This is a genomic window from Microcoleus sp. S36a_B3, from assembly GCF_036700745.1.
Lineage (GTDB): Bacteria > Cyanobacteriota > Cyanobacteriia > Cyanobacteriales > Microcoleaceae > Microcoleus.
Genome location: NZ_JAUBPN010000008.1, coordinates 204,200 through 228,834, shown reverse-complemented (window position 1 = coordinate 228,834; position 24,635 = coordinate 204,200). Strand labels below are relative to the sequence as shown.

The 24,635-nt window shown below is 44.0% G+C and carries 24 protein-coding genes, 2 tRNA genes and 2 pseudogenes; 18 read left to right on the top strand and 10 right to left on the bottom strand.

Going from position 1 to position 24,635, the window contains the following annotated elements:
• Together QUA01_RS12180 and QUA01_RS12175 are read left to right on the top strand one after the other, a co-directional pair.
• Positions 1-739: pseudogene (locus QUA01_RS12180) on the top strand (transposase); the annotation flags it as partial.
• A 189-nt stretch (positions 740-928) separates the two neighbouring features.
• Complete coding sequence (locus tag QUA01_RS12175) at positions 929-1,081, top strand: transposase (RefSeq protein WP_333091994.1); 153 nt, start codon at positions 929-931, stop codon at positions 1,079-1,081.
• Positions 1,082-1,184: 103 nt separating this feature from the next.
• Here QUA01_RS12175 and QUA01_RS12170 read toward each other — a convergent pair whose 3' ends face one another.
• Together QUA01_RS12170 and QUA01_RS12165 are read right to left on the bottom strand one after the other, a co-directional pair.
• The gene (locus tag QUA01_RS12170) at positions 1,185-1,394 is read right to left on the bottom strand and encodes a hypothetical protein (RefSeq protein ID WP_333091995.1); all 210 of its coding nucleotides are present in this window, start codon (positions 1,392-1,394) and stop codon (positions 1,185-1,187) included.
• Positions 1,395-1,564: 170 nt separating this feature from the next.
• Complete coding sequence (locus QUA01_RS12165; RefSeq protein WP_333091996.1) at positions 1,565-3,142, bottom strand: energy transducer TonB; 1,578 nt, start codon at positions 3,140-3,142, stop codon at positions 1,565-1,567.
• Positions 3,143-3,773: 631 nt separating this feature from the next.
• Between QUA01_RS12165 and QUA01_RS12160 the strand changes: the two genes are divergently transcribed.
• The 3 genes from QUA01_RS12160 to QUA01_RS12150 all read left to right on the top strand — a co-directional run bounded on the left by QUA01_RS12160 (position 3,774) and on the right by QUA01_RS12150 (position 5,334).
• Positions 3,774-4,433, top strand: coding sequence for a MotA/TolQ/ExbB proton channel family protein (locus tag QUA01_RS12160; protein ID WP_194071172.1), 660 nt, complete (start codon positions 3,774-3,776; stop codon positions 4,431-4,433).
• Positions 4,417-4,818, top strand: coding sequence for an ExbD/TolR family protein (locus QUA01_RS12155; protein ID WP_194071171.1), 402 nt, complete (start codon positions 4,417-4,419; stop codon positions 4,816-4,818). The genes QUA01_RS12160 and QUA01_RS12155 overlap by 17 nt, the downstream gene beginning before the upstream one ends.
• A gap of 72 nt (positions 4,819-4,890) precedes the next feature.
• Positions 4,891-5,334, top strand: coding sequence for a PepSY-associated TM helix domain-containing protein (locus tag QUA01_RS12150; protein WP_333091999.1), 444 nt, complete (start codon positions 4,891-4,893; stop codon positions 5,332-5,334).
• A gap of 918 nt (positions 5,335-6,252) precedes the next feature.
• On the opposite strand, the gene QUA01_RS12145 is transcribed toward QUA01_RS12150, so the two are convergent.
• The 4 genes from QUA01_RS12145 to QUA01_RS12130 all read right to left on the bottom strand — a co-directional run bounded on the left by QUA01_RS12145 (position 6,253) and on the right by QUA01_RS12130 (position 9,098).
• On the bottom strand, positions 6,253-7,074 hold the full coding sequence (locus QUA01_RS12145) for a hypothetical protein (RefSeq protein ID WP_333092001.1): 822 nt from the start codon (positions 7,072-7,074) through the stop codon (positions 6,253-6,255).
• 203 nt (positions 7,075-7,277) lie between these two features.
• Positions 7,278-7,775, bottom strand: coding sequence for a hypothetical protein (locus QUA01_RS12140; protein ID WP_333092002.1), 498 nt, complete (start codon positions 7,773-7,775; stop codon positions 7,278-7,280).
• Positions 7,776-7,953: 178 nt separating this feature from the next.
• Positions 7,954-8,889, bottom strand: a complete 936-nt coding sequence (locus QUA01_RS12135; RefSeq protein WP_333092003.1) for an RNA-guided endonuclease InsQ/TnpB family protein — start codon at positions 8,887-8,889, stop codon at positions 7,954-7,956.
• Positions 8,838-9,098 carry a hypothetical protein gene (locus tag QUA01_RS12130; protein ID WP_333092005.1) on the bottom strand — a complete coding sequence of 87 codons (261 nt, stop codon included), beginning with the start codon at positions 9,096-9,098 and terminating at the stop codon, positions 8,838-8,840. The genes QUA01_RS12135 and QUA01_RS12130 overlap by 52 nt, the downstream gene beginning before the upstream one ends.
• A 189-nt stretch (positions 9,099-9,287) precedes the next feature.
• Between QUA01_RS12130 and scpB the strand changes: the two genes are divergently transcribed.
• Positions 9,288-9,803 carry an SMC-Scp complex subunit ScpB gene (gene scpB, locus QUA01_RS12125; protein WP_333092006.1) on the top strand — a complete coding sequence of 172 codons (516 nt, stop codon included), beginning with the start codon at positions 9,288-9,290 and terminating at the stop codon, positions 9,801-9,803.
• Between the two features lie 42 nt (positions 9,804-9,845).
• Entirely contained in the window at positions 9,846-10,193 is a 348-nt protein-coding gene (locus QUA01_RS12120; RefSeq protein ID WP_194010056.1) for a DUF760 domain-containing protein, read from the top strand.
• 253 nt (positions 10,194-10,446) lie between these two features.
• Here the strand turns inward: QUA01_RS12120 and QUA01_RS12115 are convergent, their stop codons facing one another.
• From QUA01_RS12115 to QUA01_RS12105, 3 genes are all read right to left on the bottom strand, one after another.
• On the bottom strand, positions 10,447-11,664 hold the full coding sequence (locus tag QUA01_RS12115; RefSeq protein ID WP_333092007.1) for an HhoA/HhoB/HtrA family serine endopeptidase: 1,218 nt from the start codon (positions 11,662-11,664) through the stop codon (positions 10,447-10,449).
• Positions 11,665-12,449: 785 nt separating this feature from the next.
• Positions 12,450-12,521 (bottom strand) — tRNA-Thr (locus tag QUA01_RS12110).
• Between the two features lie 57 nt (positions 12,522-12,578).
• Positions 12,579-12,663 (bottom strand) — tRNA-Tyr (locus tag QUA01_RS12105).
• A gap of 309 nt (positions 12,664-12,972) precedes the next feature.
• Between QUA01_RS12105 and mgtA the strand changes: the two genes are divergently transcribed.
• Entirely contained in the window at positions 12,973-14,928 is a 1,956-nt protein-coding gene (gene mgtA, locus QUA01_RS12100) for a magnesium-translocating P-type ATPase (protein ID WP_333092008.1), read from the top strand.
• Here mgtA and QUA01_RS12095 read toward each other — a convergent pair.
• Positions 14,915-16,208 (bottom strand): annotated as a pseudogene (locus QUA01_RS12095) (RNA-guided endonuclease InsQ/TnpB family protein). The gene mgtA and the pseudogene QUA01_RS12095 sit on opposite strands and share 14 nt — an antisense overlap.
• Positions 16,209-16,300: 92 nt before the next feature.
• Between QUA01_RS12095 and QUA01_RS12090 the strand changes: the two are divergent.
• The 10 genes from QUA01_RS12090 to QUA01_RS12045 all read left to right on the top strand — a co-directional run bounded on the left by QUA01_RS12090 (position 16,301) and on the right by QUA01_RS12045 (position 24,578).
• Positions 16,301-16,912 (top strand): cation transporting ATPase C-terminal domain-containing protein, encoded by a 612-nt coding sequence (locus QUA01_RS12090; RefSeq protein WP_333092009.1) that lies wholly within the window; start codon positions 16,301-16,303, stop codon positions 16,910-16,912.
• A 49-nt stretch (positions 16,913-16,961) separates the two neighbouring features.
• Positions 16,962-17,633 carry a glutathione S-transferase gene (locus QUA01_RS12085; protein WP_333092010.1) on the top strand — a complete coding sequence of 224 codons (672 nt, stop codon included), beginning with the start codon at positions 16,962-16,964 and terminating at the stop codon, positions 17,631-17,633.
• 159 nt (positions 17,634-17,792) lie between these two features.
• Entirely contained in the window at positions 17,793-17,993 is a 201-nt protein-coding gene (locus QUA01_RS12080; RefSeq protein WP_333092011.1) for a hypothetical protein, read from the top strand.
• A gap of 38 nt (positions 17,994-18,031) precedes the next feature.
• On the top strand, positions 18,032-18,175 hold the full coding sequence (locus QUA01_RS12075) for a hypothetical protein (RefSeq protein ID WP_333092012.1): 144 nt from the start codon (positions 18,032-18,034) through the stop codon (positions 18,173-18,175).
• Positions 18,176-18,385: 210 nt separating this feature from the next.
• Positions 18,386-19,846, top strand: a complete 1,461-nt coding sequence (locus tag QUA01_RS12070) for a DUF5677 domain-containing protein (RefSeq protein ID WP_333092014.1) — start codon at positions 18,386-18,388, stop codon at positions 19,844-19,846.
• A 9-nt stretch (positions 19,847-19,855) separates the two neighbouring features.
• Entirely contained in the window at positions 19,856-20,965 is a 1,110-nt protein-coding gene (locus tag QUA01_RS12065; protein ID WP_333092015.1) for a hypothetical protein, read from the top strand.
• A gap of 604 nt (positions 20,966-21,569) precedes the next feature.
• Complete coding sequence (locus QUA01_RS12060; RefSeq protein WP_333092016.1) at positions 21,570-22,055, top strand: DUF6920 family protein; 486 nt, start codon at positions 21,570-21,572, stop codon at positions 22,053-22,055.
• An 11-nt stretch (positions 22,056-22,066) separates the two neighbouring features.
• On the top strand, positions 22,067-23,089 hold the full coding sequence (locus QUA01_RS12055; RefSeq protein ID WP_333092017.1) for an NADP-dependent oxidoreductase: 1,023 nt from the start codon (positions 22,067-22,069) through the stop codon (positions 23,087-23,089).
• Between the two features lie 212 nt (positions 23,090-23,301).
• The gene (locus QUA01_RS12050) at positions 23,302-24,285 is read left to right on the top strand and encodes a J domain-containing protein (RefSeq protein ID WP_333092018.1); all 984 of its coding nucleotides are present in this window, start codon (positions 23,302-23,304) and stop codon (positions 24,283-24,285) included.
• Entirely contained in the window at positions 24,282-24,578 is a 297-nt protein-coding gene (locus tag QUA01_RS12045) for a chaperone modulator CbpM (RefSeq protein WP_333092020.1), read from the top strand. The genes QUA01_RS12050 and QUA01_RS12045 overlap by 4 nt, the downstream gene beginning before the upstream one ends.
• Positions 24,579-24,635: the final 57 nt, after the last annotated feature.

The following is a 24,635-nucleotide window of genomic DNA, read 5'->3' as shown; positions in this document are numbered from 1 at the left end:
TATAGATGGCTAGGTAGGGAAGACCTTCGACCAACTCAGGTCAACCACCGTCAACGAAAGTTAGATTGGGAAGCCCTCAAAAAAGATGTTGAAAAAAATCCGCTCAGCAAGATGAGTAGAAAGAGCAAAAACTTTCAGGCGTTCGACCTAGTGCCATCTGCTATGCCTTAAAGAAACTGAAAATTACAAAAAAAAAAGAATTTTTTATAAAGAAAGAAATAGAGAAAAAAGAATGAAATATTATAGAAATCTGAGAGAATTAATTAAAATTTATGGTGGCAAAAGTCTTGTATTCATTGATGAGTCAGGATTTGAGGAATTTGAAGGTTCTGTGTATGCCTTTCAAAAAGAGGAAAGAAAGTCTATGGCGCTCATACCAGGACAACGGGGAAAAAGAGAAAATTTAGTAGCAGGAAGAAGAAAAGGAAAGAAGGACTTAATTGCACCAATGCTCTTTATGGGTAGTTTGAATGCAGAAGGATTTGAAGGATGGTTATCTTTATATTTGTTACCAGATTTAACAAGTCCATCTATATTAATTATGGATAATGCACCCATTCATCGTAAAACGGTCATTAGACTATTGGTTGAGGAGGCGGGTCATCAGATAATATTTTTACCAAAATACTCTCCTGACTTAAATGATATTGAGCATGATTTTAGTGCATTAAAAAGAGCTAAAATGTATGCGTCTCCTGGCACATCTCTTGATGAAGTTATTCGTGCTTATTGTGCATGAAGAGTGTCTCATACTTATTTGAAATGACTATAGTTGATAGTCGTAGAACTAAGCATTTAAATGTTTTGGGAATCATGAATTGGCAAAACATTCGACCTGCTTATGTTGCAGAGCAGACAATTAATTCTGATGTGATCATAGCCTGCAAGTGATACTTTCTTTGCTGTGGTAAAGCGGCCAACACTTATTGTGGTAGATCAAGCTTCTATTCATACTAGCAATGCCATTTTAGATAAAATTGAAGAATGGAAAGAACGTGGCTTAACTATATTTGAATTACCGACTTATTCACCTGAATTAAATTTAATTGAGATTTTGTGGCGGTTTATAAAATATGAATAGCTCGAAATAGATGCCTACTCTAGCTGGCAATCTCTTGTTTCATCTGTCGAAATAATTCTTAAAAATTTTGGAGATAATTATGTAATTAATTTTGATTAACTACTTATCGACCTTCTGCTGTAAAAGAATAGACACCTTTACCGTGAGGTTGGCCGTTGAGAAATTGCCCTTCATAGCGATCGCCATTGGCATATTCGCACCTAGCGGGCCCGCTGAGTTTTCCCTCGCTCAATTCTCCCTCACAACGTCCGCCATCGGGTAAAGTAATCACTCCTGCCATTGCGCTGTGAGGGTTTGCGAATAACTCAGCCATTCCCAAGTTGGAGCCAAGTAATAGAGCGAATCCAAATCGCTGAAGTTTACTTAATATTGCTGGCGACATTCCAAAATTCATAATTCACACAAAATTCAATTTTTAGATTTACAGTTGCTTTCTTGGTGCTATGGAATTCCCAGCCAAATTGCTAGGTTTCCAGAAAATCCCTACTCATTGAGTCGGAAGGTAATGGATGCTACTTTTCCTTGAATGCCGCTTTCTGATGAGGCAAATTTCCATCTTTCTACTGTTTTAATCGCAGCGCGATCGAAGTCGTCGTATTTGCTAGAAGTCTCGATCGCGATGTTGAATGCCGTACCGTTGGGGTCAATATCAAACTTGACTTTGACTTGACCCTGACGCCCTTCTTTTCTGGCGGCGCTGGGATATTCAGGTTTACCGCAGCTAATGCAAGTGCCTGGTGCCGGGCCCGAAGCAGGGGAAGCACTCCCCCCTCCACCAGAGTTTTTCGGTTTTGGCACTGAGCCCGAACCACTGCCAAAGGGCTCTGAAGAGCCTCCCCCACCAGTTCCACTACCACCGGATGCTGAGTTCGAGGGACTTCCTGCTGGGTTTGTGGCATCAGCGATCGCACTTCCCAAATTGCGGCCGCTTCCAGGCCTGGTAGTTGTGACTGGCGGGCCGGCTGCGGGCGATCGGGCTATGGGGCCAGAACCGGCCGCAAATGGCTCTGAGGAAGATATTTCGCTTTCACTCTGGGGGTTTCCGCCTCCGGGACCAGAGGAAGGGTTTGTGGCATCAGCGATCGCACTTCCCGAATTGCGGCCGCTTCCAGGCCTGGTAGTTGTGACTGGCGGGCCGGCTGCGGGCGATCGGGCTATGGGGCCAGAACCGGCCGCAAATGGCTCTGAGGAAGATATTTCGCTTTCACTCGGGGCGGTATTTCCTGCTGGATTTGTGACATCGGCGATCGCACTTGCCGAATTGCTGCCGCCTCCTGGCCTGATAGCTGTGACTGGCGGGCCGGCTGCTGGCGATCGGGCTATGGGGCCAGAAGCAGGATTTAATGCCTCTGAGGATGGCGAGGGCGAGTTATTGTTTTCAGGACTATTCGATGACTTGGGATTTCCAGCATCTGCAGTAAAATCTGGGGAACTCTCAGCGCTCTTGGGGCGAGACTGGGTAACGGGTGGTTCGCTTTTAGGAGGTTCCTCACTGGCGATCGGGCTATCATTTTTGGGAGGATCGGGCGATGGGGTTTTGGTTTCGTTGGCGATCGGGCTTGGAGGAGTTTCTGGGGGAGTCAAATCCTGTTTAGGTGCGATCGCAGAAGGTGTCTCTGGAATCGGCGGTGGCGTTACTGCTACCGGGGCTTCCTCTGGAATCGGCGGTGGCGTTACTGCTACCGGGGCTTCCTCTGGAATCGGCGGTGGCGTTACCGCTACGGGTGGCGCCTCTGGAATTGGCGGTGGCGTTACTGCTACGGGTGGCTCTTCTGGGGGAGTTGGCTCTAGTGGCGGTTCTGGTTTGAATGTCTCCGGCGGGGGAGATACCTTTTCTTGAATAGCTGGCTCTGGCTTGATTTCCTCTACTTTAGGTTCATCCAGCATGACAATTTCAATGGCATCGTCTGGAAATTCAGCCGGTTTGACCACCAACTTGAGGCTCAAGGGCAGTACAACAGCGTGCAGTATGGTTGAGGCTAGCAGGCCGATCGCCAGAATTTTTTTGAGAGCCTCTTGTTCTTGTTGTCTTTGCGTCGCCGAAACGTTTGAAAAACTCATGCCTGATGAATCTCCTTCTTTAGTTAGATTATAATTATTCTCATTTATTTGTTTTTTATATAGCGAGTTTATACTATCACCTAGCATTCTGTTTTGCTGTCTGTGTTACTCACGCGGGCGCTGTTTGCGGTCGAATTCGGGCAGATAAAATTCCCAAATTCCTTAACTGCAATACTCTAAGCCATACTCTACCAAAAAAAATCAGTATTCTCAAGCCTTTAATTTATAATTATCGCTTATGTTTATAAACTAGCATATAGTTAATTTGTATAGTATGTTGGGTGCGATCGCTTGACATTCCCGAACAATCGTGAAATTCTAGTTGAGAATCTTTTTAATTATTGACTGCTATTGTCAACTCCTAATGCAAATTTTAGCAACAAAGCACTGACAGAAAAATCGATAGGGATAACAGTAGGAGCATTTCGACTACAGGCAAAGATACTCAGATACAGGTAGTGCGGGAAGTGCGATCGCGATCGCGCCAAGGAGTGAAACAATTCTCCGTCTGAATCACTTGTGCCAACTTGACACAGAAACATCTACCAGCCTTCTGTCGCAAGGGGTTGCAGCATTAGACCCCCTGCGATCGACGGATCTCGCGAGAGTACAAACTAATGGATACTTTCTAATGGATACTTTGATTTACATTTTTCGCGCTGCCGGCATTGTTGCTTGGCCCCTGTTTGCCTCGTCAATCGCAGCAGTAGCGTTGATTATAGAGCGTCTTGCCTTTTGGTTTCGGGTAAATCGGCGGCAGCGGCGAGTCGTGCGAGAAGTTCTAAATCTCTACCGCGAAAACCCCAATTCCGCCATCAAAAAATTACAAGTAAACGCCGATTTGCCTTTGGCCCGGATTTTTTTAGAAGCTTTAGAATTAGACTCGCCCAACATCGAAGAATTTCGTTTGGCCCTAGAAAGTGGCGCTCAGGCAGAAATCCCTATTCTGAAGCGATTTAATACAATATTTGATACCATTATCAGCCTTTCCCCACTATTTGGGTTGCTCGGCACTGTTTTGGGACTAATTACTACTTTTGGCTCGCTCAAACTGGGAGAAGCCGGCAGCAGCAATGCAGCAGGCGTTACCGGTGGGATTAGCGAAGCTCTGGTATCTACGGCAACGGGGTTAGTGGTGGCAATTTTTACGCTGTTATTTGCCAATATGTTTCGCGGGTTTTACTTACAACAAATTGCTTTTATTCAGGAAGCTGGAGGGCAGCTAGAATTATTGTACCGTCACCGCTACGAAAAACTACCGAGAGAATCTAACTATGCGTCTACCCGATGAACCCGATAACATTGCTCAGATCAATATCGTGCCAATGATTGATGTGGTATTCGCTATATTGACGTTTTTAATCATTTCTTCTCTGTCTTTATCCAAATCTGAGGGTTTGCCGGTAAATTTACCAAAAGCGACAACCTCTCAAAGTCAGGAAGCACCTTCTAAAATTACCATCACCATTGATGAATCGGGAAAATTAATGGTTGATAAAAAGCCAGTCAACTTAGACCAGATTGAGGGTGCGGTGCGCGAGGTGATGGGTTCTAATCAGACTTCTTTAATTATTTTGAACGCGGATAAAGGTGTCAATCACGGAAATGTTGTGGAAGTTATGGATCGATTGCGCCGAATTAAGGGAGCTAAGTTAGGGATTGCTACCATCAAGTAGAGAGTTAGTAGAATTCCTACTTGAGAATTTTCTCATACCCTTAAACTGCAACCTCCGCAATTGGCCAAAGTCTTGCCCCCTGCGAAACAACCCATAGCTTTAAGTCAACTGTTACGCAAAGCTGATGCAGCTATGCCGGACGGAAAAACGACTTATGTAGTTTTTGACGAACATGAACCAGAAAAAATTACAGTTAGCAAGCAACTTCCTCACGAGTTAATTCGGTTTGCTCTGAGTAATGTAGAACTGAACCGATATAGTGGGGAAGTGTTGACAGTGAATCGCGTTGTAGAACCGCCACCTATGTTAAAGTTTATGATTGCGATGGGTACTATTCATTTCGGTCTTTTTGGCGGAATTTATAGTCGTATTCTCTATGTATTCATCGGCTTAATACCCAGTGTTTTACTAATCACTGGTTCGGTGAATTGGGAACGGAGACGGTGGCTGAAGGCAAGACGGGAATCAACATCCCAATTGCGGGTAAATCAAACTGAGTCAAATCGGCTTTCTTAAGCAGGATTTACTCACAAGAAAGAAACCGGGTTATTGTGAAAGATTGAGGATTATCAACTAGAAATTTATGATTTAACTAGGTTTATGGTTTATGAATATGAAGCCGGCAAATCCTCTTGGGTTGATAGCGAACAATCTGAATTCATATTCAAGTTTAGCAACGCCCTCAAAAAAACAATTCGGATTTAGTATTTGATACTGCACGCGCTAGCGATCGCAAAACTCTTATACCATTTTCATAAAATCGTGCTACAGTTAGTAGATATCATTATCGCAGTAGTAGCGTTGATTATAGATCAATACGGTTTATTTAAGACGATGCAGGCGGTAAAAAGTTATGAAAAATAAATATTCTTGTTTGCTTCGTTTCTATTTTCAGATAATCTCAAGTGAACTGTATTGAAATATAAAATCTCAAATCAACTAACTATGATTCTACAGTTGGTGATTAAAAACCGTCCCGACTTATTGTAAAAAACTTTTCTTAAAAAGCCTGTAAACAGCAGGCAAAATGCCAGAACCACCAGAAGTATTGGATAAGTTTCATGAGAATGTTGATTGCTAATTCCCTTGATGCACGATACAGAAGTCACAAATATCGGTTAATTTCGTTAAATCAATTACACTAATGATTGGTCAACTACCCATCACCAAGCGGAGTACCTCTATGGTGTGGGCTTGTATCTGAGCTCCACCGCAATTCCGAGAATCTAGAGAGAATCTCAGCTTTAGTTTCACGGCCCGATACATTAGGGGATGCTGACAAGCTCCCCGTACTCATCCAGTCTTGCCGGACAAGCAACGCTCTCATTGCAATATTTCGTGTACCAATCAAATCAGCGTGTAACTCATGACTACAACATTCGCATTGAAACAATAGTCCTTTGTTTGTATCGGCTCAATAAGTAGGGGAAGGAGTTATTCTAGTTGCCAAGACAAACCCAAGGGATGAAGAGAAGATTTTTCGCAAATAATAGTGGAGAGAGAGGGAATAATTCCAAGTTGAGAAATTCGGTCACGGACATAATCAAAAAAACTGATTCCCAACTGACGAGTAGTAGCAACAAGAGACATAAAAGTATCCCAGGCTTGAGTACCCTCAATTGTCTGAGTTGCATAGCTAATATTACGTCGCTGCACCATAGTTCTGGCAGCTAACTCAGCCGGATTATTGTGCAGAGGTAATTCAGGATGCTCTAAAACCCTGAGCAACTCCGATACTTTGGCAGCAGTTAATTGTTTGCGTTCCTCCAACAATTCATAGCCGCTTGGAGTTTCAAAAAGCCGCCGAAATTTAGACCTTAAAAGCAGTGCAGCTTCGGGACTGGGAGCATCTTTATAAGCTAATAATTCCCGATAATAATCCCAAAAATCTTCGATAAATTTCCCTAAAATTACTTGATGGCAAGCGAATACTGGGCTTAACTTTTTGTAATGTCTTCCCTCCTGTACCCAACATAACGCTCGATCGGCAGTGATTAACTTGAATTGGGGGGCATCATCACAACAAAGAGTTTGTACGACTGGGCAATCAGTTTGCTGATGATAGAAACCAATAGCTGCTGCTTCCCTAATGCGGGTCAGTTGCTGAACACCCAGTTTGGGTAGATAATTATTCAGTAGGTGATTAAACTGTGACTCACTCAACACGGTTTCTTGAGGTAATAGCTTGAGAACATTCTGCCATTTAATCGGGATTTTGAAGTCCTGAATTCGTGAGAATGTGAGTGGATTCAGCATCAATTCTAGTTCTCGTCCGGGCTGTAATCCTTTCAGTACCGTCAGTCTATCTTTATTAGCTGTTGTAAAGTATACTGTATATAAAGGGTTGCAGATGATATTAGTGGTATGGTTGACTCCACCTACACGCGCACCTGTTTGGTCGAAGTGTTGCCTGCAGACTACTCGCTAGTCCTGAATCATAAACTTCTTTTTTCTCGGTTTCAAAACTGGAGTGGTTTTTGATTAACAGGTTGGATAAATAACCGGCTGAGATGGAAATACCTAAATCGGCTAAAAAATCTAGTAGTTTGCCGCATCGTCATATTACCCCCATAGTATAAACTGATGATTAAGGCTTTTATTCCTGGTCCAAATTCTCCTTCGTAGCCTAATGGTAATTCTGCTACATAAGTTTTTCCGACTGAGGGTGAATAATATTTCTGTTTGCGGAACAATATGTTGTCGGTTGCCAAGCTGATATCTTGAATGATTACTTGTTCGTATCCTTTGAATTTTGCATCTGCCGGCAGTTGGTCTTTCGGATATTCTAGTATTTCTTCTCGATCTATTTTAATCGTCGCGTTCTTACTGCCTTTTTTGTGCTTTTTTGGCGTTTTTCGTTCTTTTTCTGATGAGTGCTGACTTTTGAATCCTTTGGAGTTAGCTTTGATGTCTGGTTTTCCTTGTTCTCCCTTCAATCGGTTGTTTTCATCTTTCAACCGTTGATTCTCTGACTCCAAGTCTTTGACTTTTAATTGTAATTGCTCTATTAGATTCAGTAATATCTCTACTGTCTGAAGCATTGATTCGTCTGCAATCCCTTTTGGGTCGATGGTTTGCAGTAAATCGGAGGATGACTTGTCTTGTTAAATAATCTTTGGCGTCATGTCTCCTATTTTATGACACTTTGTGCACTCTGCTTACTTTTTTTTCTCTGCTACCCCTACTTATTGAGCGGATACTTTTGTTTGGTCTATTAGCATCGGAAGTATGCCCGCATTTAGGACAACTTTTCGACGTGTAATGAGCCGGAACTTTCGTTGCTAAGGAACCATTTAGATTGGCTTTGTAGTCAATATACCCATGCAATTCGGCATAAGACCATTTAGCTTTGTTTCGATTAGCTACTCGCCTCTTCTTGCTTGCCTTGTTGCCCGATTTAGTGCTAGTCCTGTCCCGGATTCCGGTGAGGTTTTCTAGTCCAATCAGGGTGTTAGGTTTGGCAATATCCTTGCTGATTTGGTGGTTTACATCAGCGATAAACCGTGTCTCTCTCCCAGACAAAGCGATTAATCTTCGCTTCGCTGAACGAGTGTCTTTACGCTGAAGAGTCATCCGTGCTTTATGGTAGCGGTTAGCTTTATGTCTAACATCTGAACCTGAGTAGAATTTAGACTTATTTTGTAAGTCTGTTTCTACCGCTAAGTAGCGCATACCCACGTCAACACCAGAAATTCTAGTTATTTTTAGTGGGTTAATTTTAGGCGTTTCTACTTCAATACTTACCATCAGGTAATATATTTTGGAGGAACGCTGATAGACAATTTTAGCTGCTCCAATCCTTGCGCCATTGGCAATTAAGTCTAAATGCTTGTTGTAGCCATCATACAAAACTACTATTCGACCTTGGAGAGTGATGATGCTCACTCGCCTTTCGGTTTTAAAAGAGTAGTCGCGCTGATAATTTAGGGTGCAAGTTCGAGAGATGTATTTAGGGGCTTTGTCTAACCCTTTATATCGTCTCTTGGTGTAGCATGAAGCAATAGCATCGTTAGATTGTTTTACCTTAGTCCACAGAGTTTTGTAGGTTCCAGAAACTTGTGTACGTTGCAAGCCATTTGGGCTCCAAGTCCAAATCTCACCCGCAGTTCGTTGTAGACGGCTTTTTGCAGCTTAGCACCATTGCTGGTTTTACCTGCGTCAAAAGCGACTTGTGAAGTGTAATTCAAGGCATCTCGGTAGGCTAAAGTAGTCTGAGTCACCAAAGCTTTTTGCTCGGCAGTGAGTTTGAGTTTTAGCTTGGCGGTGATTACTTGGGACATTACATTCACAAACTCTGGTGTTATCGTATCTCGTGAAAACCAATACTGCAATAGCGGAAATCAAAGATTTGCTCGGCAGTCAGGCCTGACGCGCATTCCTCCCGTCACTCAACGGAGTACAGTTAGAGTGCGGGACTCCTGCTGTCTAGTTGAACTTCAACATCCCAATTTTCGATTACCAATTTCCCAATGACTCGCTTAGCCACAACAATAGAAGCCATACTTTACCTTAAAGGTCAGCCGGTCTCAATAGCAGAAATTGCCGAGATTGCTAAGTGCGATCGACCTGCCGCCGAAGATGCCATTATTGAACTCATGTCTGACTCTTCCCGCCGCGACAGCGCCCTAGAAGTCGTCGAAACTCCCACGGGATACAGCCTACAACTGAGAGACGAGTTTGCCAGTTTGATGCAAACTTTGATACCTCCAGAATTAGGTGTGGGAGCTTTGCGGACGCTGGCGGCGATCGCCCTCAAAGGCGGCATCGCACAGCCGGATTTAGTGAATTTGCGGGGTTCTGGAGCTTACCAACAAGTGCAGGAACTGGTAGAAATGGGCTTTGTTCGCAAGCGGAAGCCTACCGACGGGCGATCGTATTGGTTACAAGTTACCGAGAAATTTCATAGGTACTTTCAAGTAGACCAACTCCCCAAACAACTGCAAATTGACTTTCAGGCAAATTTGTGCCGAAGCAATGACGAGTAGTTTGAAGTAGAATGTAGCCAGCCAGAAATTAAGAATCGCCAAATGGTTTTTCACCCTGACTTTGACCCAGACAATGCCCAACAAACCGCAGTCAACCCACTTCTGAAGTACCTCCAACACCAATCTCCCGAGGTTCTAGCCCGCATCGCCAAGTCCGCCAGCCCTGAAATCAAAGAAATTATCTCTCATAACGTCCAAGGACTTGTCGGGGTATTGCCTTCAGACAATTTTAATGTCCAAATTACCACCGACCGCGAAAATTTAGCAGGTTTGCTAGCTTCCGCGATGATGACAGGCTATTTTCTCAGGCAAATGGAGCAGAGGATGCACCTAGAAGAAAATTTAGCCAGCACGAGTTCGATTAAACCAAACTCTCCTAAAGAAAAGTAAACAGATCAACGGTTTGCCGAAGCCATAAAGATGAATGTTGTTCCAAAAATAAACAATCCTGGATGGACAGGGAATTAAGAAACCGGGTTTTTAATCCTATATACCTCGCGATAGACGGAGGATTGTAGTAAAAAACCCGGTTTTTGTGTCGGGAACGATCGAGCATCAGATTCATTCTCCCTCGGCATCTCCTCGCGCGATCGTCCTTCTGTAAACTCTCAACCTGTATGCTGCATCATGTCAACTGTTGAAATTATCCACCGGCGGGGCTAGCGGATACGGGAAAAGCACCCGGACGTACTTTAATTTTCTGAACTTGACCCAAACGGTTAATTTCCACTTCGAGTTCTTTGCCGACAGCAGCGTTTTCCACCCGTTCTTGCACGTCTCCGGGAGTGTTGACCGCAATTCCGTCAATTTTTTGAATCACATCTCCGGCGCGCAGGTTGGCTTTTTGAGCGGGGGAATTTTCCACCACTCGCATTACGGCTACACCTCGATCGAGGGTGATTTTATTATCTAGTTGTTTGTTGACTTCTGCTTTGGTGGCGGGAGTCAAGCCGATCATTTGAATGCCGAGATAGGGATGTTCGGCTTTTCCTTTGGCGAATAACTGATCGGAAACTCGTTTGGCCGTTTCGATCGGAATTGCAAATCCCAAGCCCTGAGCGTCGGCGCGAATGGCGGTATTGATGCCAATTACTTCGCCTTGGTCGTTGAGCAGGGGGCCGCCTGAATTACCGGGGTTGATGGCTGCGTCGGTTTGGATGAATCGGACTCGTTTGTCGGGGATGCCGACTTGGGAACTGGTTCTACCCGTAGCGCTAATAATGCCCACAGTCACGGTATTGTCGAGACCTAAAGGATTGCCGATCGCGATCGCCCACTGTCCGGGTACAATATTGTCCGATCGACCCAAAACAACCTGCGGCAGTTCCTTAGCATTAATCTTAACCACAGCCACATCCGTCAGCGGATCGACACCCTGCACCTTACCCTCAAACTCGCGGCCGTCTTTGAGCGTCACCTTAACAGTATCCGTACCGGAGACAACGTGAGCATTCGTCACGATGCGGCCGTCAGCAGTCAGAATAAACCCCGAACCGGTGCCGCGTTTGATTCGTTCTTCCGGCTGCGGCAAATTGTCCCCAAAAAACCGGCGAAACAAAGGATTTTTGAAAGCTTCCGGTACTTGATTCGTCACCTTGCTCGATGCGTCAATCCGCACGACTGCAGGCCCGACTTTTTCTGCTGCTTCAGCAATAAAATTAGGATTGGTGCGATCGACTGCGCGATTTTCTGTAACCGGAGGAGAAGCATAGGGCGGGATTTGCTGGCGCACCACGGGCAAAACCGATCCAGTTTCGAGATAATTTGGGGCTTGCAGGTAGCGATTCCCCAACCATCCCATGCCTCCGCCGATCGACAGCAAAGTCACATAAAGGGTCATTTGCTTAAAAGATAAACTCATATTTAACAACTCCCGCTGAATACCTCATCCCCGCAGAAACCTTTGGCATCAAGCATTTTTGTCTTGGCCACAGGTTAAGGAAGCGGGGCGGGGCTTACCGCTTCCTCAAGAACATAGCTGTTAACAGACAAGTGCTGATGTGCCCAACAAGCAAAAATTGCTTGATTTTCAAACAGCCAAGAAAACCAATAATTCTTATCGTAACTTGGCTCGGCCTGGGATTTGCGGTATCGGGTGCGACTAGAGCTTTCAAATAGGCACTTTCACTAGGTGAAAAAATTGTCAATTCTCCGAAATGAATACTTTTTTCCGTGCATATTGACTTTTAAACGCTGATTTTTGGTCATTTGTGCGATCCTAAAGGTCGATCGCCCCTGTTAGGTGATCTTGTGGCCAATTCCGGGCCCGCCCCTGAAAATATCGTGATTTTTTACCCCCACCGACTCAACTGGAGTTTAGACTAACAAGGGAAAGAAAAGGGAGCCTGTGATTGCCACAGGTTCCCTAAAGGCAGAAAATTGAGAATTAGCAAAAAACCTCAAATCTTTGGAGTTTAGACTAAGCACAAATTGACTCAGCATGAACTGAGTCGAAGCGCGACAAGTATTGTGGGCCGCATAAGTTTACGGTACTCCATAGAACTTTTTGTCCCCGATGAGGTAAAATAAAATGCCCGATATTGTTGATATTATTGAAAGACGATATCAGTGGAAAATCAGCGCCCGCCGTCAATCAAAGATTGAGTGAGACTGCTAAAGGACGCAGCCATAATGATTGGAAAGATAAGCCCGTGGCGAGATTTGAACTCGCGACTTCCTCCTTACCAAGGAGGTACTCTACCCCTGAGTTACACGGGCATAAAAGATTAAAAATTTTAATTTAACACTTTTAATTTTTAACTTTTATGTAAATTGTGGTGGGCCGGGCTGGATTTGAACCAGCGTAGGCGTAGCCAGCGGATTTACAGTCCGCCCCCATTAACCGCTCGGGCACCGACCCATTTGTACCCACAGTTATACACCTTAGCAGCTTCATCTTGATTTTGCAACATTACATTTAAAACTCTAATCATTCAGTTCGGAACCGATAAGTCAGTTAGCGGTAAACTCGAAAATCGAACAGGAAATTAAAAGTTAGGTATAAAACAAGACTTAACGCTTTTTTGTGATTGCGAACGTCCGCGTGTTAGCGAAGCGATCCGTTCGCCGAAGGCGTTCGCGAAGGGTAGGAAAGCGATCGCAGTATATATTTTTCACCTGGTTTTACAGACTGAACAGTCTTAAGTGAACCGTATTTAGCTATAAAACAATGAATTCACAACTTTCGACGTTTTGGAACTTGCCTGCCGATCGGGTGCTGACTCAGGTGAAGTCTACGCCCGCAGGTTTAAGCAGTCAGGATGCTCAACAACACCTGAGCGAATACGGTGCGAACAGTCTGAAACAAAAACAGCAATCGAACTCACTGACGCTGTTGCTCAACCAGTTTAAGAGTCCGATTATCTTGATTCTGATTTTTGCTGCTGTGCTGTCGATCTTTCTGAAAGATGCGGCAGATGCGATCATCATTTTGGCGATCGTCCTAATTAGCGGCTTACTAGGATTTTGGCAAGAAAGGGGAGCGACAAATGCTGTTGAGAAATTACTGGCTTTGGTGCAAGTAAAAGCCACGGTGTTGCGGGATGGTAAATCTCAAGAAATCCCCAATGAAGAGGTGGTTCCGGGTGACATTGTGTTGCTTAACGCTGGCGATAGTATTCCCGGTGACTGCCTGATTTTAGAGTCGAAAGATTTGTCTGTGAATGAAGCGGCGCTGACTGGGGAAACTTATCCGGCTGACAAACTTAGTGGAGTTTTGCCTGCTGAAACCGATCTGGGTAAGCGCACTAACATCCTTTATATGGGTACCAATGTCATCAGCGGTACTGGCAAAGCAGTGGTGGTGCATACCGGAAAGGAGACTGAGTTTGGTAAGGTATCGGAACGATTGAAACTTAGGCCGCCGGAAACCGAATTTGAACAGGGACTCAGCAAGTTTGGTTACTTTCTGATGGAGGTGACGCTGATTCTGGTTGTCCTGATTTTTGCCGCCAATGTTTACCTAAAACGCCCAGTTTTGGAATCATTTCTATTTTCTCTGGCGCTGGCGGTTGGCCTGACTCCTCAACTGCTGCCGGCCATTGTCAGCCTCAATCTGTCTCGCGGCGCTAAGCAAATGGCGAAGAAGCAGGTGATTGTGAAGCGGTTGGCTGCGATCGAGAATTTTGGCAGCATGAACGTGTTTTGTACAGATAAGACGGGCACGCTGACGGAAGGGGAGGTGAAAATTCACTCGGCGGTTGATGTGGATGGCAAGGAGAGCGATCGGGTTTTGCTCTACGCTTATTTGAATGCTGCATCTGAATCTGGCTATGTAAATCCGATCGACCAAGCGATTCGTCAACACAAGACATTTGACATCTCAGGCTATCAAAAGCTCGATGAAGTGCCCTATGATTTCAACCGCAAACGCTTAAGCATCCTGTTTAAACAAGAGAATACGCATCTAATTGTCACCAAAGGAGCACTCAAGAATATTCTGGATGTCTGCTCAACGGTAGAGACTGGTGAAGGAATTGCGATCGACATTGCGCCGCAGCAGGACAAGATTCAACAACGCGCTGAAGAATTGGGCAGCAAAGGATTTCGAGTATTGGGAGTTGCTTACCGCAATTTCGGAGCTTGCGTGTCGTCTTACGACAATCGCGATTCCTTCAGCAAAGACGATGAAACGAACATGACATTTATGGGCTATCTTGCCCTGTTCGATCCACCAAAAGCAGGTATTGCTGACACCCTCAAAGAATTGATAGCCCTGGGCATCACCCCGAAGATGATTACGGGCGATAGTCGGGCTGTGGCGATTAGTATCATTCAACAGGTAGGACTACCCAAACCAAAGGTTTTGAGTGGTGCCGAACTGCAAAAGCTCAGTGATGAAGCGCTACTGCATCGTGTTGGAGAAACCAATGTCTTTGCTGAAGTTGAGCCGAATCAAAAAGAGCGGATCATCATCGCGCTCAAAAAAGCGGGGAATGTGGTTGGCTATCTCGGAGATGGTATTAACGATGCCTCGGCGCTTCATGCTGCGGATGTGGGCATTTCCGTTGAGAGTGCGGTTGATGTGGCGAAGGAAGCAGCCGACATTGTGCTGATGGAAAAAGACCTAAATGTTTTGGTTGAGGGTGTGAATGAAGGACGGGTGACGTTTGCTAATAGCTGGTAAAACTATAGTCATTTATTGCAACGACATGGGAGGCGTCAGCCCTCCCCTTTCTGTTTTACTTTGAGCGGATTAACCCGCCTAGGCTGAACTACGCAGCTCCCTATCCCATCGCTGAACGCATTTGGGATTGCTTTTCTGAGAATGTTGTACGAAGCATTCACATCAGAATTAATTAACCGACCAGTCGATGTTTTGTACAATCCTCGTGAGATCCGTTTTCCAGTGAATACAGGTTCTTTTTCTGTTTTTCCATAAACAGGAATTGGGTCTAGTCCCACAAAATTTGCTCTGGATGTGTAGGATTCCTCGTGTACAATTACCGTGATTCCTACCAGCCGAGCTTTGTATTCTAACATCTCAACTAATCGAGAGTGAGGAATGCTGACAAAATTTTGGTTGGTTTGTTTACCTAGATTGATATCAGTTTTCCACTGTCCATTTTTGCCGATGACCAGCGTCCCAATTTGGTTCACTACCAAATGGTCAACAACCACACGACTAGCATGATGCAAGTAATTATCAACCTTCTGGTTGCGACAGCGAGTTAATCGCTGAATTCTGGATGAGGTTTGACGATTCCCTTTTAACTGGGATTGTAATCGGGATTTATGTTTGTTGTAGAACTGGTTAATCGATTTTAATGGTCGCCCGTTAATCAACAAAGGGATAAATCCCGGTTGATTTGAAGTTAGCGCTACTAAATTGTCCAGCCCTAAATCAATACTAGCTACAGAGTTGGCATTGCTGATGGTGGACTCCGGTTCATCGTAAATTACCTCAATTACATAGGAATCACATTTCGGAACCAGTCTAACTTGACAAATCTGGTTGGGATTGAGCCGGGTTTTAATTGAAAGTTCAGTGCCAGAAAGTTTAATTATTCCTTTCTTCAACTGTTTGCTGCTAATTGCTTGAATCGTGTAGACAAGAATGTTTCGCCCTTTAGTTTTATCTTTGTACTTCGGCCATTTTGGGCGACTCGTGAATTTTGAAGGGTCAGCTTTGTAAGCTTTAACGGCTTCAAAAAACGATTTCCAATTCTTGTCTAAGATTATCAAAATTTGCTGACTAACTTTAGCAGGCATTGCCTTATAAGCTTCGTGAGACTTCATCAAGCCATTCATTTCGTTGTAGCCGATATAGCCCCATCCATAAATAAAGCTCTGACGAATGACGTAATTGGCGGCATTGTAGAGATTTTTGGATTTAAAAGCTAGTTCGTCAATTTGAGCGAAACGGTCTTCCGTGGATTTGATGATGTGTCGCTCTGTTAGTTGCATTTGAGACTTCCGTTCTTTGAGTTGTGCGTATTCCTTGTTCAACACTCATAGCGATATGATACCATTATTGTTTATAATTGCTTATAAACTCAATGAAGTTTTACAATACGCTTAAATACGTGTTTATGGCAACGAGCGCTAATTTCGGCAATATGTTCAGCATGGCAGGTATTTCTCTGTTTTTACCGTTTTTGCCGCTACTGCCCAGTCAGATTTTGCTCACAAATCTATTGACTGATTTTCCTGAAATGACGATCGCCACCGATCGCGTAGACAAGGAATTGGTAAACAAACCCCGCCGCATGGATATCAAGTTTATCCGCAAATTTATGTTGGTATTTGGTTTACTCAGTTCTGTCTTTGATTATCTGACGTTTGGAGCATTGATATTCCTGCTGCACGCCAACGAGGCGCAATTTAGAACTGGTTGGTTTATGGAATCGGTGATTTCTGCATCCATAATTGTGCTGGTGATTCGGACGCGGCAATCGATTCTCGCGAGCAAGCCGGGAAAGTATTTGTTGATGGCCACGATCGCGATCGTCACGATCGCACTCTTCCTTCCCTATACTCCGCTTGCAAGTTTACTGGGATTCCAATCCTTGCCGCTCGAATTCCTGTTGGTGCTGGCGGCAATTGTCGGACTCTATATCTTCTGTGCCGAAAACGTTAAACGAGTTTTCTATCAACACATCCACTCTTGACCATTCACAATTCACCGCATCAATTTTTTGGTAAGCTGAGAATAAAAACATGATTACTGTCCACCACTTGAACAACTCTCGCTCCCAGCGAGTGCTCTGGCTGCTAGAGGAACTCGACCTAGAGTATGAAGTCAAGCGCTACGAGCGCGACCCGAAAACAATGCTCGCTCCCGCGTCGCTGCGTGCAGTGCATCCACTGGGCAAGTCTCCGGTGATTACCGATGGTGCGCTGACTCTGGCTGAATCCGGTGCGATCGTCGAATACTTAGTTGACCGTTACGGTGGCGGACGACTCGCTCCAGAGCTTGGCACGCCGGAACGGTTGCGATACATCTACTGGCTGCATTATGCTGAAGGCTCTGCGATGCCCCCGCTAGTGTTGAAGCTAGTCTTTAACCAAGTCGAAACAAGTCCGATGCCGTTTTTCGCTCGACCCATCGCGCGGGCAATTGTGGCTCGCGTCAATAAATCGTTCATTGATCCTCAAATCGCACTGCATCTGGGTTATGTAGAAGCAGAACTTGAGAAAAGCTTATGGTTTGTTGGTAGTGAGTTCACCGCAGCCGATATTCAGATGAGCTTTCCATTGGAGGCGGCGGCTGCACAGGTAGGGTTGGACAGCAGCCGACCGAAACTGATGGGCTTTCTCGATCGCATTCACGCGCGTCCCGCATACCGCCGTGCATTAGAACGTGGCGGGGCATACGAGCTGCTGAATTAAGTGGAAATCCTTTCATAAAATGAGGTGAAGCGTTCAGCCCGAAACGATTGTTAATAATGCTGGAAAGTCTGTGATGCCTTTGACATCATCACACCCTCTATTGTTGAGGCGATCGCCCGGTGCAATTGACGATCGCTGAACGCTTGAAGTTACCCATCAATGCCATTAAAGTTGCGATCGACGCTCAGCGCGATCGCACACGTGGAAGAGGATCACAACGGCAATCTGAGATTTACGCGGAATGGCGAGACGCTGACAATGCACCCCCCGAAGCACAAAGATTTATCTGATTTGAACAAACGATGTGGCAGTCATCGCGATCGCCTACGCTTTGACAAAAGAAGTCCAACAGAAAGCTAAAATATTGGGAGAAAAGATTCAGAACGAGAATAGAGTTGATGGGGCAGTTAAAGCGATCGCTAGCTGCCTTCAGCAAAGATGAACCTGAGAGATGGCAATATTTTCCCTATGGTGCAGAATTTACATTCACGCACAATTTTTTTTGGGCGATCGCATTGACTTTGTACGAAAATCTTAGGTAATATGTCATTAAAGCAAGAATCAGACTGTAGTTATAGGATAATATACAGTTATGCTGGCTCATGTAACAAAACCTTCCAAAAGAAAAAGTCCCCCCGATTAGCAAGAGCTTAGAGCCGACGTGCCAAAGGGCGGCTTAAGCAACTGAACGGTGGACATAAGATTGAAATCGTGCCAGTCCTAGCGTGAATTTTTAATAAAGAAATCAACTTATGACAAGCGAAAAGAACGTTAGTAGTCTTAGTGATCACAAACTGCCTCGTCGGCAAGGGAGAGTAGTTACTCCTTTCAATGATGGTTTTGGCGACCAACTGGAATTAAGTTCATGGGCTAAAGAACGAATGCCACAATATTTATGGCTAGGCTTAATTCTTATGGAGTATGGAAGAGAAGAGGGATTTGAAAAAGCGGGAGCAATATTGAAGAATATTTCTACGCAGGTTACAACTTTATCAGAACCTAAATTGTCGCAAATATTTGGACTGTCTCATGACGAACAAGTATCTGTTTTTCAAATCATTTTATATCAAATCGAGCCTTTTGTTTTGTCTCCTCTAACCATTTTATATCGAGCTAAAGACTATCCAGAATTTAATGAAGCCTTTAATGTTATAGAAATTCATTTTGAGGAAAGACTAAAGAAGATTACTAAAGCAGTAGAGATATACTTCCCTCATCAGTCTGATGAAGCTACGGATATACGTTTTTTGATCATAGGGTTTCAACTATTTTGTGGAAGGCTTAAAATATTAAAGGATTTAACCGATACAATTGAAGCACTTTCAAATTATCCTCATACTAGTCATGATGACGAAAAGATGAAAATGTATCGACCAACCATAAGAGCTATGGAAGGCGCATTTGGAGATAACGAGAATAGCGACTTCACATCAAAATTTTGGGAGAGTATTGGACTAATTACAAAATGTAACATCATCAGCATAATGCATAAAGAGAGTGAAAGCGATTATCGTCCATTTATTGAACAATTCCGAAAAATATTGGAGTACGTTACAAATTCCTACAAAAAAGAATCACTTTTAGATGACAGATTTGACGTTATTGTTGGTTCAATCACTTATGCGCTGAAAGTCTTCTGCGAATTACATGACAACAACTTGGGGAACGGAATTCTAGGCCGGCACGGAGTGAGAACAATAATCGAGATTTTGATTATTATAAAGTATTTGTTGAAACGGGAAAACGATCATCCTAAAATCTGGGGAGAGTACAAGTTGTATGGAATCGGCAAATATAAACTTGTTTTGTTGAAGGCTAGGGAAAATGACTTGGAAGAATCAGCTCATTTTGTCCCACTATTAGCTGACATGTTAGTGAATGAAATCAAATGGGAAGAGTTTATAGACGTTGATTTAAAGTATTTCGACAAGCAAGGGATTAGAGAAAAAAGTATAGAAGTCGGAGAAAAGTATCTTTATGACCTATTCTACGATTACGATTCAAGTTTTGCTCATGGTTTGTGGGGAGCGATTAGAGAAGCATCTATGTTGAAGTGCAATAATGCAAGCCATCAGTACCATATTGTTCCAGACATATTTGCTGTTCAGAACTTGCCTGACGTAAAGGCAGACTGCTTCAACGTTATGATGAGGTTGTTTGACTTGCTAAAGCAAAACTACGCGATTCCAGAAACATTGATGATATCGAATTAGGATACCCGAATGCCTCAACCAACTCTTCAACATATCATACAGTTCCAATCGGAATATCATGAACTGATTACTCAGTTTACAAGTAGCCACAATATTGACGAATTAAGTGCAAGGCAAATTGTACTATTCATGGATGAGGTCAAGTATTTTTGGATGAAACGACTTGACATTATTGATGTAGAGCTTGAGAGTTTGACGGAATATAATACATGCTTTTTGTTGAGTGGTGCTATCTGCTTAAACGTTTCCGAAAATGAACAGTTCTATTTCAAATCACTTGGTGACTTCCATCTCTTGCATGACCCTTTTCTAAAGATAGAGCATTTCTTCAGGATTCGCGAAGACTCGATTGATATGGGTGAGTATATAAGTTATTTTCGGCGTGTACTGATTGATAGCATCAAAGTTCTAGAGAGCTATAAATTTAATTTTTTTATATTGCCAATTCAATTGCTGGCAGTCGAAAGTGAACAAAACCATCGCGAGTTACTTGACAAATTCTTTATGAATTTTATATCGAGTATATTTGGGAAAAAGTATGAGGATCAAGATTCATTTTATGAAGACTTCAACACTTTTGAAGATATCGAAAATAAGCTAGAACCTTATGTTCGCGACAGAATAGTATTCAACAGTTTCTATGAAAATGGTATCTCGCTCCGCAGAAAAGTTGAGATGCATAACACATCTCAAGCAGGCTACACTCAGCTTATGGCAGACCAACCTGAAGCTAAAGTGTTTCTAGTTACTTTGTATTCTTATGTAGCACAGGTTTCCGATATTCTGCTGATATGCTCAATGCTGCGTCTTTATCCATACATCAGGTATGAAGTCACTTTTAGCTACTTGTCACTCATAATGTACACATTTATTGAAGATGAAAAGCTAAGAGACATGCTTGAGAAAGCAATTGTGTTTTATATATTTCGCAAAAAAATGGATGGCGCATTTGAGCACTTCGAGTCATTTGAATACTATTGCGAAAAAATAGCCGATAAGAAAGCTTTACCTAAGATACTCAATAGTATGCGAGAAAATGATATAGACATATTTCAAAGTGGGATTCAGAAAGTAGCTGAAATAATTCAGGAATTGTTTGCAGATGTAGCTGCTGCCTAACACTGCTGCAACGGACGGAGCCGAGGTGTCGGTGAAGATACCAAGGTTGCTTGCCGCCGTTGGGCTTCACCATTAGACCGAAATGATAAGTCCGTTAAGATTATCTGTTTCAGTTCGAGATTAAGCAAGCAAAAATAGTTGACTTTGTTGATAAGTTCGGAGAGATTATTGGCGATCGCCCTCTAAAACACATCAAATCATTTGGGAATATTTGTAGTTGGGTGAAATAGCGATCGCCTCTAGCAAATTTTAACTGTCAAGTCATCGACATTTCCTGCTTGCCAAAGTGGTTCGCCGATCGCATTTTCACGATCTATGGTGGCTTGCTGATAGTTGCACTTCTGCTTCTTGCGATTAGATTGTTGAGTTGATGGGCAATCAGAATATCCGCCTGCGGATACATATATATATATGATGCGATCGCTATTCTAGATAATATCCTAACGCGGAGAGAAGCGCATCAATAAAAAAAATGCCGTAGTTGTGAGCGCTTCATCTGTGGTAGTTCTTTTAACCAAAAGCTTTTAACCAGTAACATACATCGTAGTTTTAACCAAATCTTCAGCGCAAAGTGCTGTATCTTGCCCTTGAAACCTTTTAAAACATGACTAAAATCCCAGAAATTTCTCTAGACGATTTGTGGGAATCAGCACCGAAGAGCGATCGCCCCTTCAATCCTGAATCATTAATCAATCTTCCCAATCTAGCCCGTCGCTATTTGGAGAATGCGATCGCCCCCGGCACACCCCTCGCATCCGCCGTTCGACTGTGGATGCACGGTGAAATCAAACTCGATCAAAAATGGCATCCCTTCAAGGGAGAAGAAGTTATCTACGGTGATCGGGGGATGATCTGGCGGGCGACGACTTGGGCGAAGGGGTTGCCGATTTGGGGAGGCGATCGCTGGGGCAATCCAGAAGGTGAAGCGTTTCACTACGTGGATTTTGGGGGAATTGTCGAGCAAAGCAGTACCTTTGACGGCTACACAATCCCGACTCATCTTCGGGTAGGCTGGTTTTTGGGGAGCGATCGCTTTGAGTCTGAAGGCGAATTCTTCCGCTGTGCGATCGATAAAGCAATCTATCAATAAAGGAGTCATTTATGTCTAAGTCAATGAACCAACAAATCCTGCTCAAAAGTTACCCGACGGGAGAACCCAAAGAGAGTAATTTTGCCGTTGTCGAAACAGCAATTCCAGAACCGGGAAAGGGAGAAATACTCAGCAGCACCATTTACCTATCCCTCGATCCGTATATGCGAGGGCGAATGAGCGATCGCGAGTCCTATGCAAGTCCGGCAAAGTTAGGCGAAGTCATGGTGGGGAGCAACGTCAGCCAAGTGGTGAAATCAAACCATCCCCAATTTTCAGCCGGAGACTTCGTGCTGGGATATGGCGGTTGGCAAAATTATGCGATCGCCAAAGCCGAAACCTTGAGAAAACTCGACCCCAATCAAGTACCAATCTCTTACGCATTAGGCATTACCGGAATGCCCGGAATGACAGCCTATTTTGCACTGCTAGATATTGGCAAGCCGAAAGCCGGCGAAACAGTCGTGGTTTCTGCTGCTTCTGGTGCTGTTGGTGCAGTTGTCGGTCAAATTGCCAAAATCAAGGGTTGTCGAGCAGTAGGCATTGCTGGCAGCGATGAAAAATGCGATTACGTTGTCAATGAATTAGGATTTGATGCCTGCATTAACCGCAAAACTCAAGACCTGAATTCAGCATTAAAAGCTGCTTGTCCAAATGGAATCGATGTCTACCTCGATCATACGGCGGGCCCGATTCTAGAAGCAGTTTTGCAACAGATTAATCTGGGAGCCAGAATTCCATTAGTAGGTTTAATCTCCCAGTACAATGCCGAAACTCCACCTCCCGGCCCTAATCTGATGCCGCTATTGGTTAAACGTGCGCTGATCCAAGGGTTTCTGGTTGGCGATTACCAGCAGCGTCACGAAGAGTTTATCAATGATATGTCTCAGTGGTTGCAGGCAGGCAAACTGAAGTACAGAGAAGACGTTGTAAAAGGGTTGGAAAACGCACCCCACGCTTTTATTGGTTTACTGCAAGGGAAGAACTTTGGCAAGTTAATAGTTCAGGTTAGTGACGATTCAACAAACAATTGATAGCATCAAAAAAGATTGAGTATTTTGACGCGCATGACCTATTAGACTTTTTGCCAAAGTCCTTTTAATTAATTTTGGGTATGGAAAAAATGCCCATCACACAAGAAAGAAAAAAAATTGGCTGGGCATTTTTCCCGTCTGGGCTATTTTTACAAGAGGTCTATTTTTTGAGGTTTTTGAGTGCAGAATAATCAGATTTTGAGGATTAAATCATGCCAACTGCAACCGACTTCAAAGATTACTACACCATTCTGGGAGTCAGCAAAACTGCAACTCCTGAAGAAATCAAACGAGCATATCGCAAACTTGCCCGCAAACATCATCCTGATGTGAATCCCGGCAATCCAGAAGCTGAGGATAAGTTCAAAGATTTGAATGAGGCAAACGAGGTTTTATCAAATCCTGAAACGCGCGAAAAGTATGACCGATTTGGGCAGCACTGGAAGCAAGCAGGAGCTGGCGGCGCTCCTCCTAGAGGAACTAGCACGAATGCCGGGGGATTTGATTTCGATCCGTCCACCAATTTCGACGAATACAGCAATTTTGATGATTTTATCAAGGATTTGCTGGGTCGCGGCGGCCAAAGCCGATCGCGACAAACTTATTCGGGTACCTCGACTCAGGCTGATGATTTTGCGGGATTTCGCACTCAAGCACCTGCACCTGATACTGAAGCGGCGATCGCGCTTTCGCTTTCAGAAGCCTTTCACGGCGTGCAGAAACGCTTGCAGTTGGACGATGAAACCCTTAACGTTCGTATTCCCGCAGGTGCTAAATCAGGCAGTCGGATTCGGATTAAAGGAAAAGGTCGCGTCAGCCCTTTTTCTCAACAGCGAGGCGATTTGTATCTGACGATCGAACTATTTCCCCACTCATTTTTTAAGTTTTCGGGTGATAATTTAACCTGCGAGGTTCCTATTCGCCCAGATGAAGCTGTTTTAGGTACTCAAATCCAAGTGCCAACGCCAGATGGTTCTGTGACGATGACTGTTCCTAAAGGGGTAAATTCCGGGCAATCGCTGCGGCTGCGCGGCAAGGGTTGGATATTACCCAAAGGCGATCGCACAGATCTAATTGTGAAACTTCTGATCCTGTCTCCGAAGGAGTTGAGTGAAATCGAGCAGGAGTGTTATGAAAAAATTAAGGCGAGTAGCAGTTTTAACCCACGTTCTGCAATAGAAGAGGTGACACTATGAGCGAATTTAGCTTGTCCACTATGGTTGTTTCCGAAAATGGCGATCGGCTGTATACGTTTGAATATGCAGCTTTGGTGACGGAAACTTCAACGATGATAATTGAGCAATTTGTGCAAGTCGGGTTGATTGAGCCGATCGGCTCAATGCTGCACGCGCGGGAAATTGCGCGCATTGGTCAAATCCAACGGTTGCGCCAAGATTTAGGACTAAATCTCGTCGGGGCGGTAATGGTTGTAGATATGGCGCAGGAAATCGCCCAACTTCGGGCCAGGCTAAAAGCATTGCAGGCTTGACTTAAAAAATTATTAATTATGTTGCTGTAGTGCACCAAGCCTCGGCTAAGCCCAAAT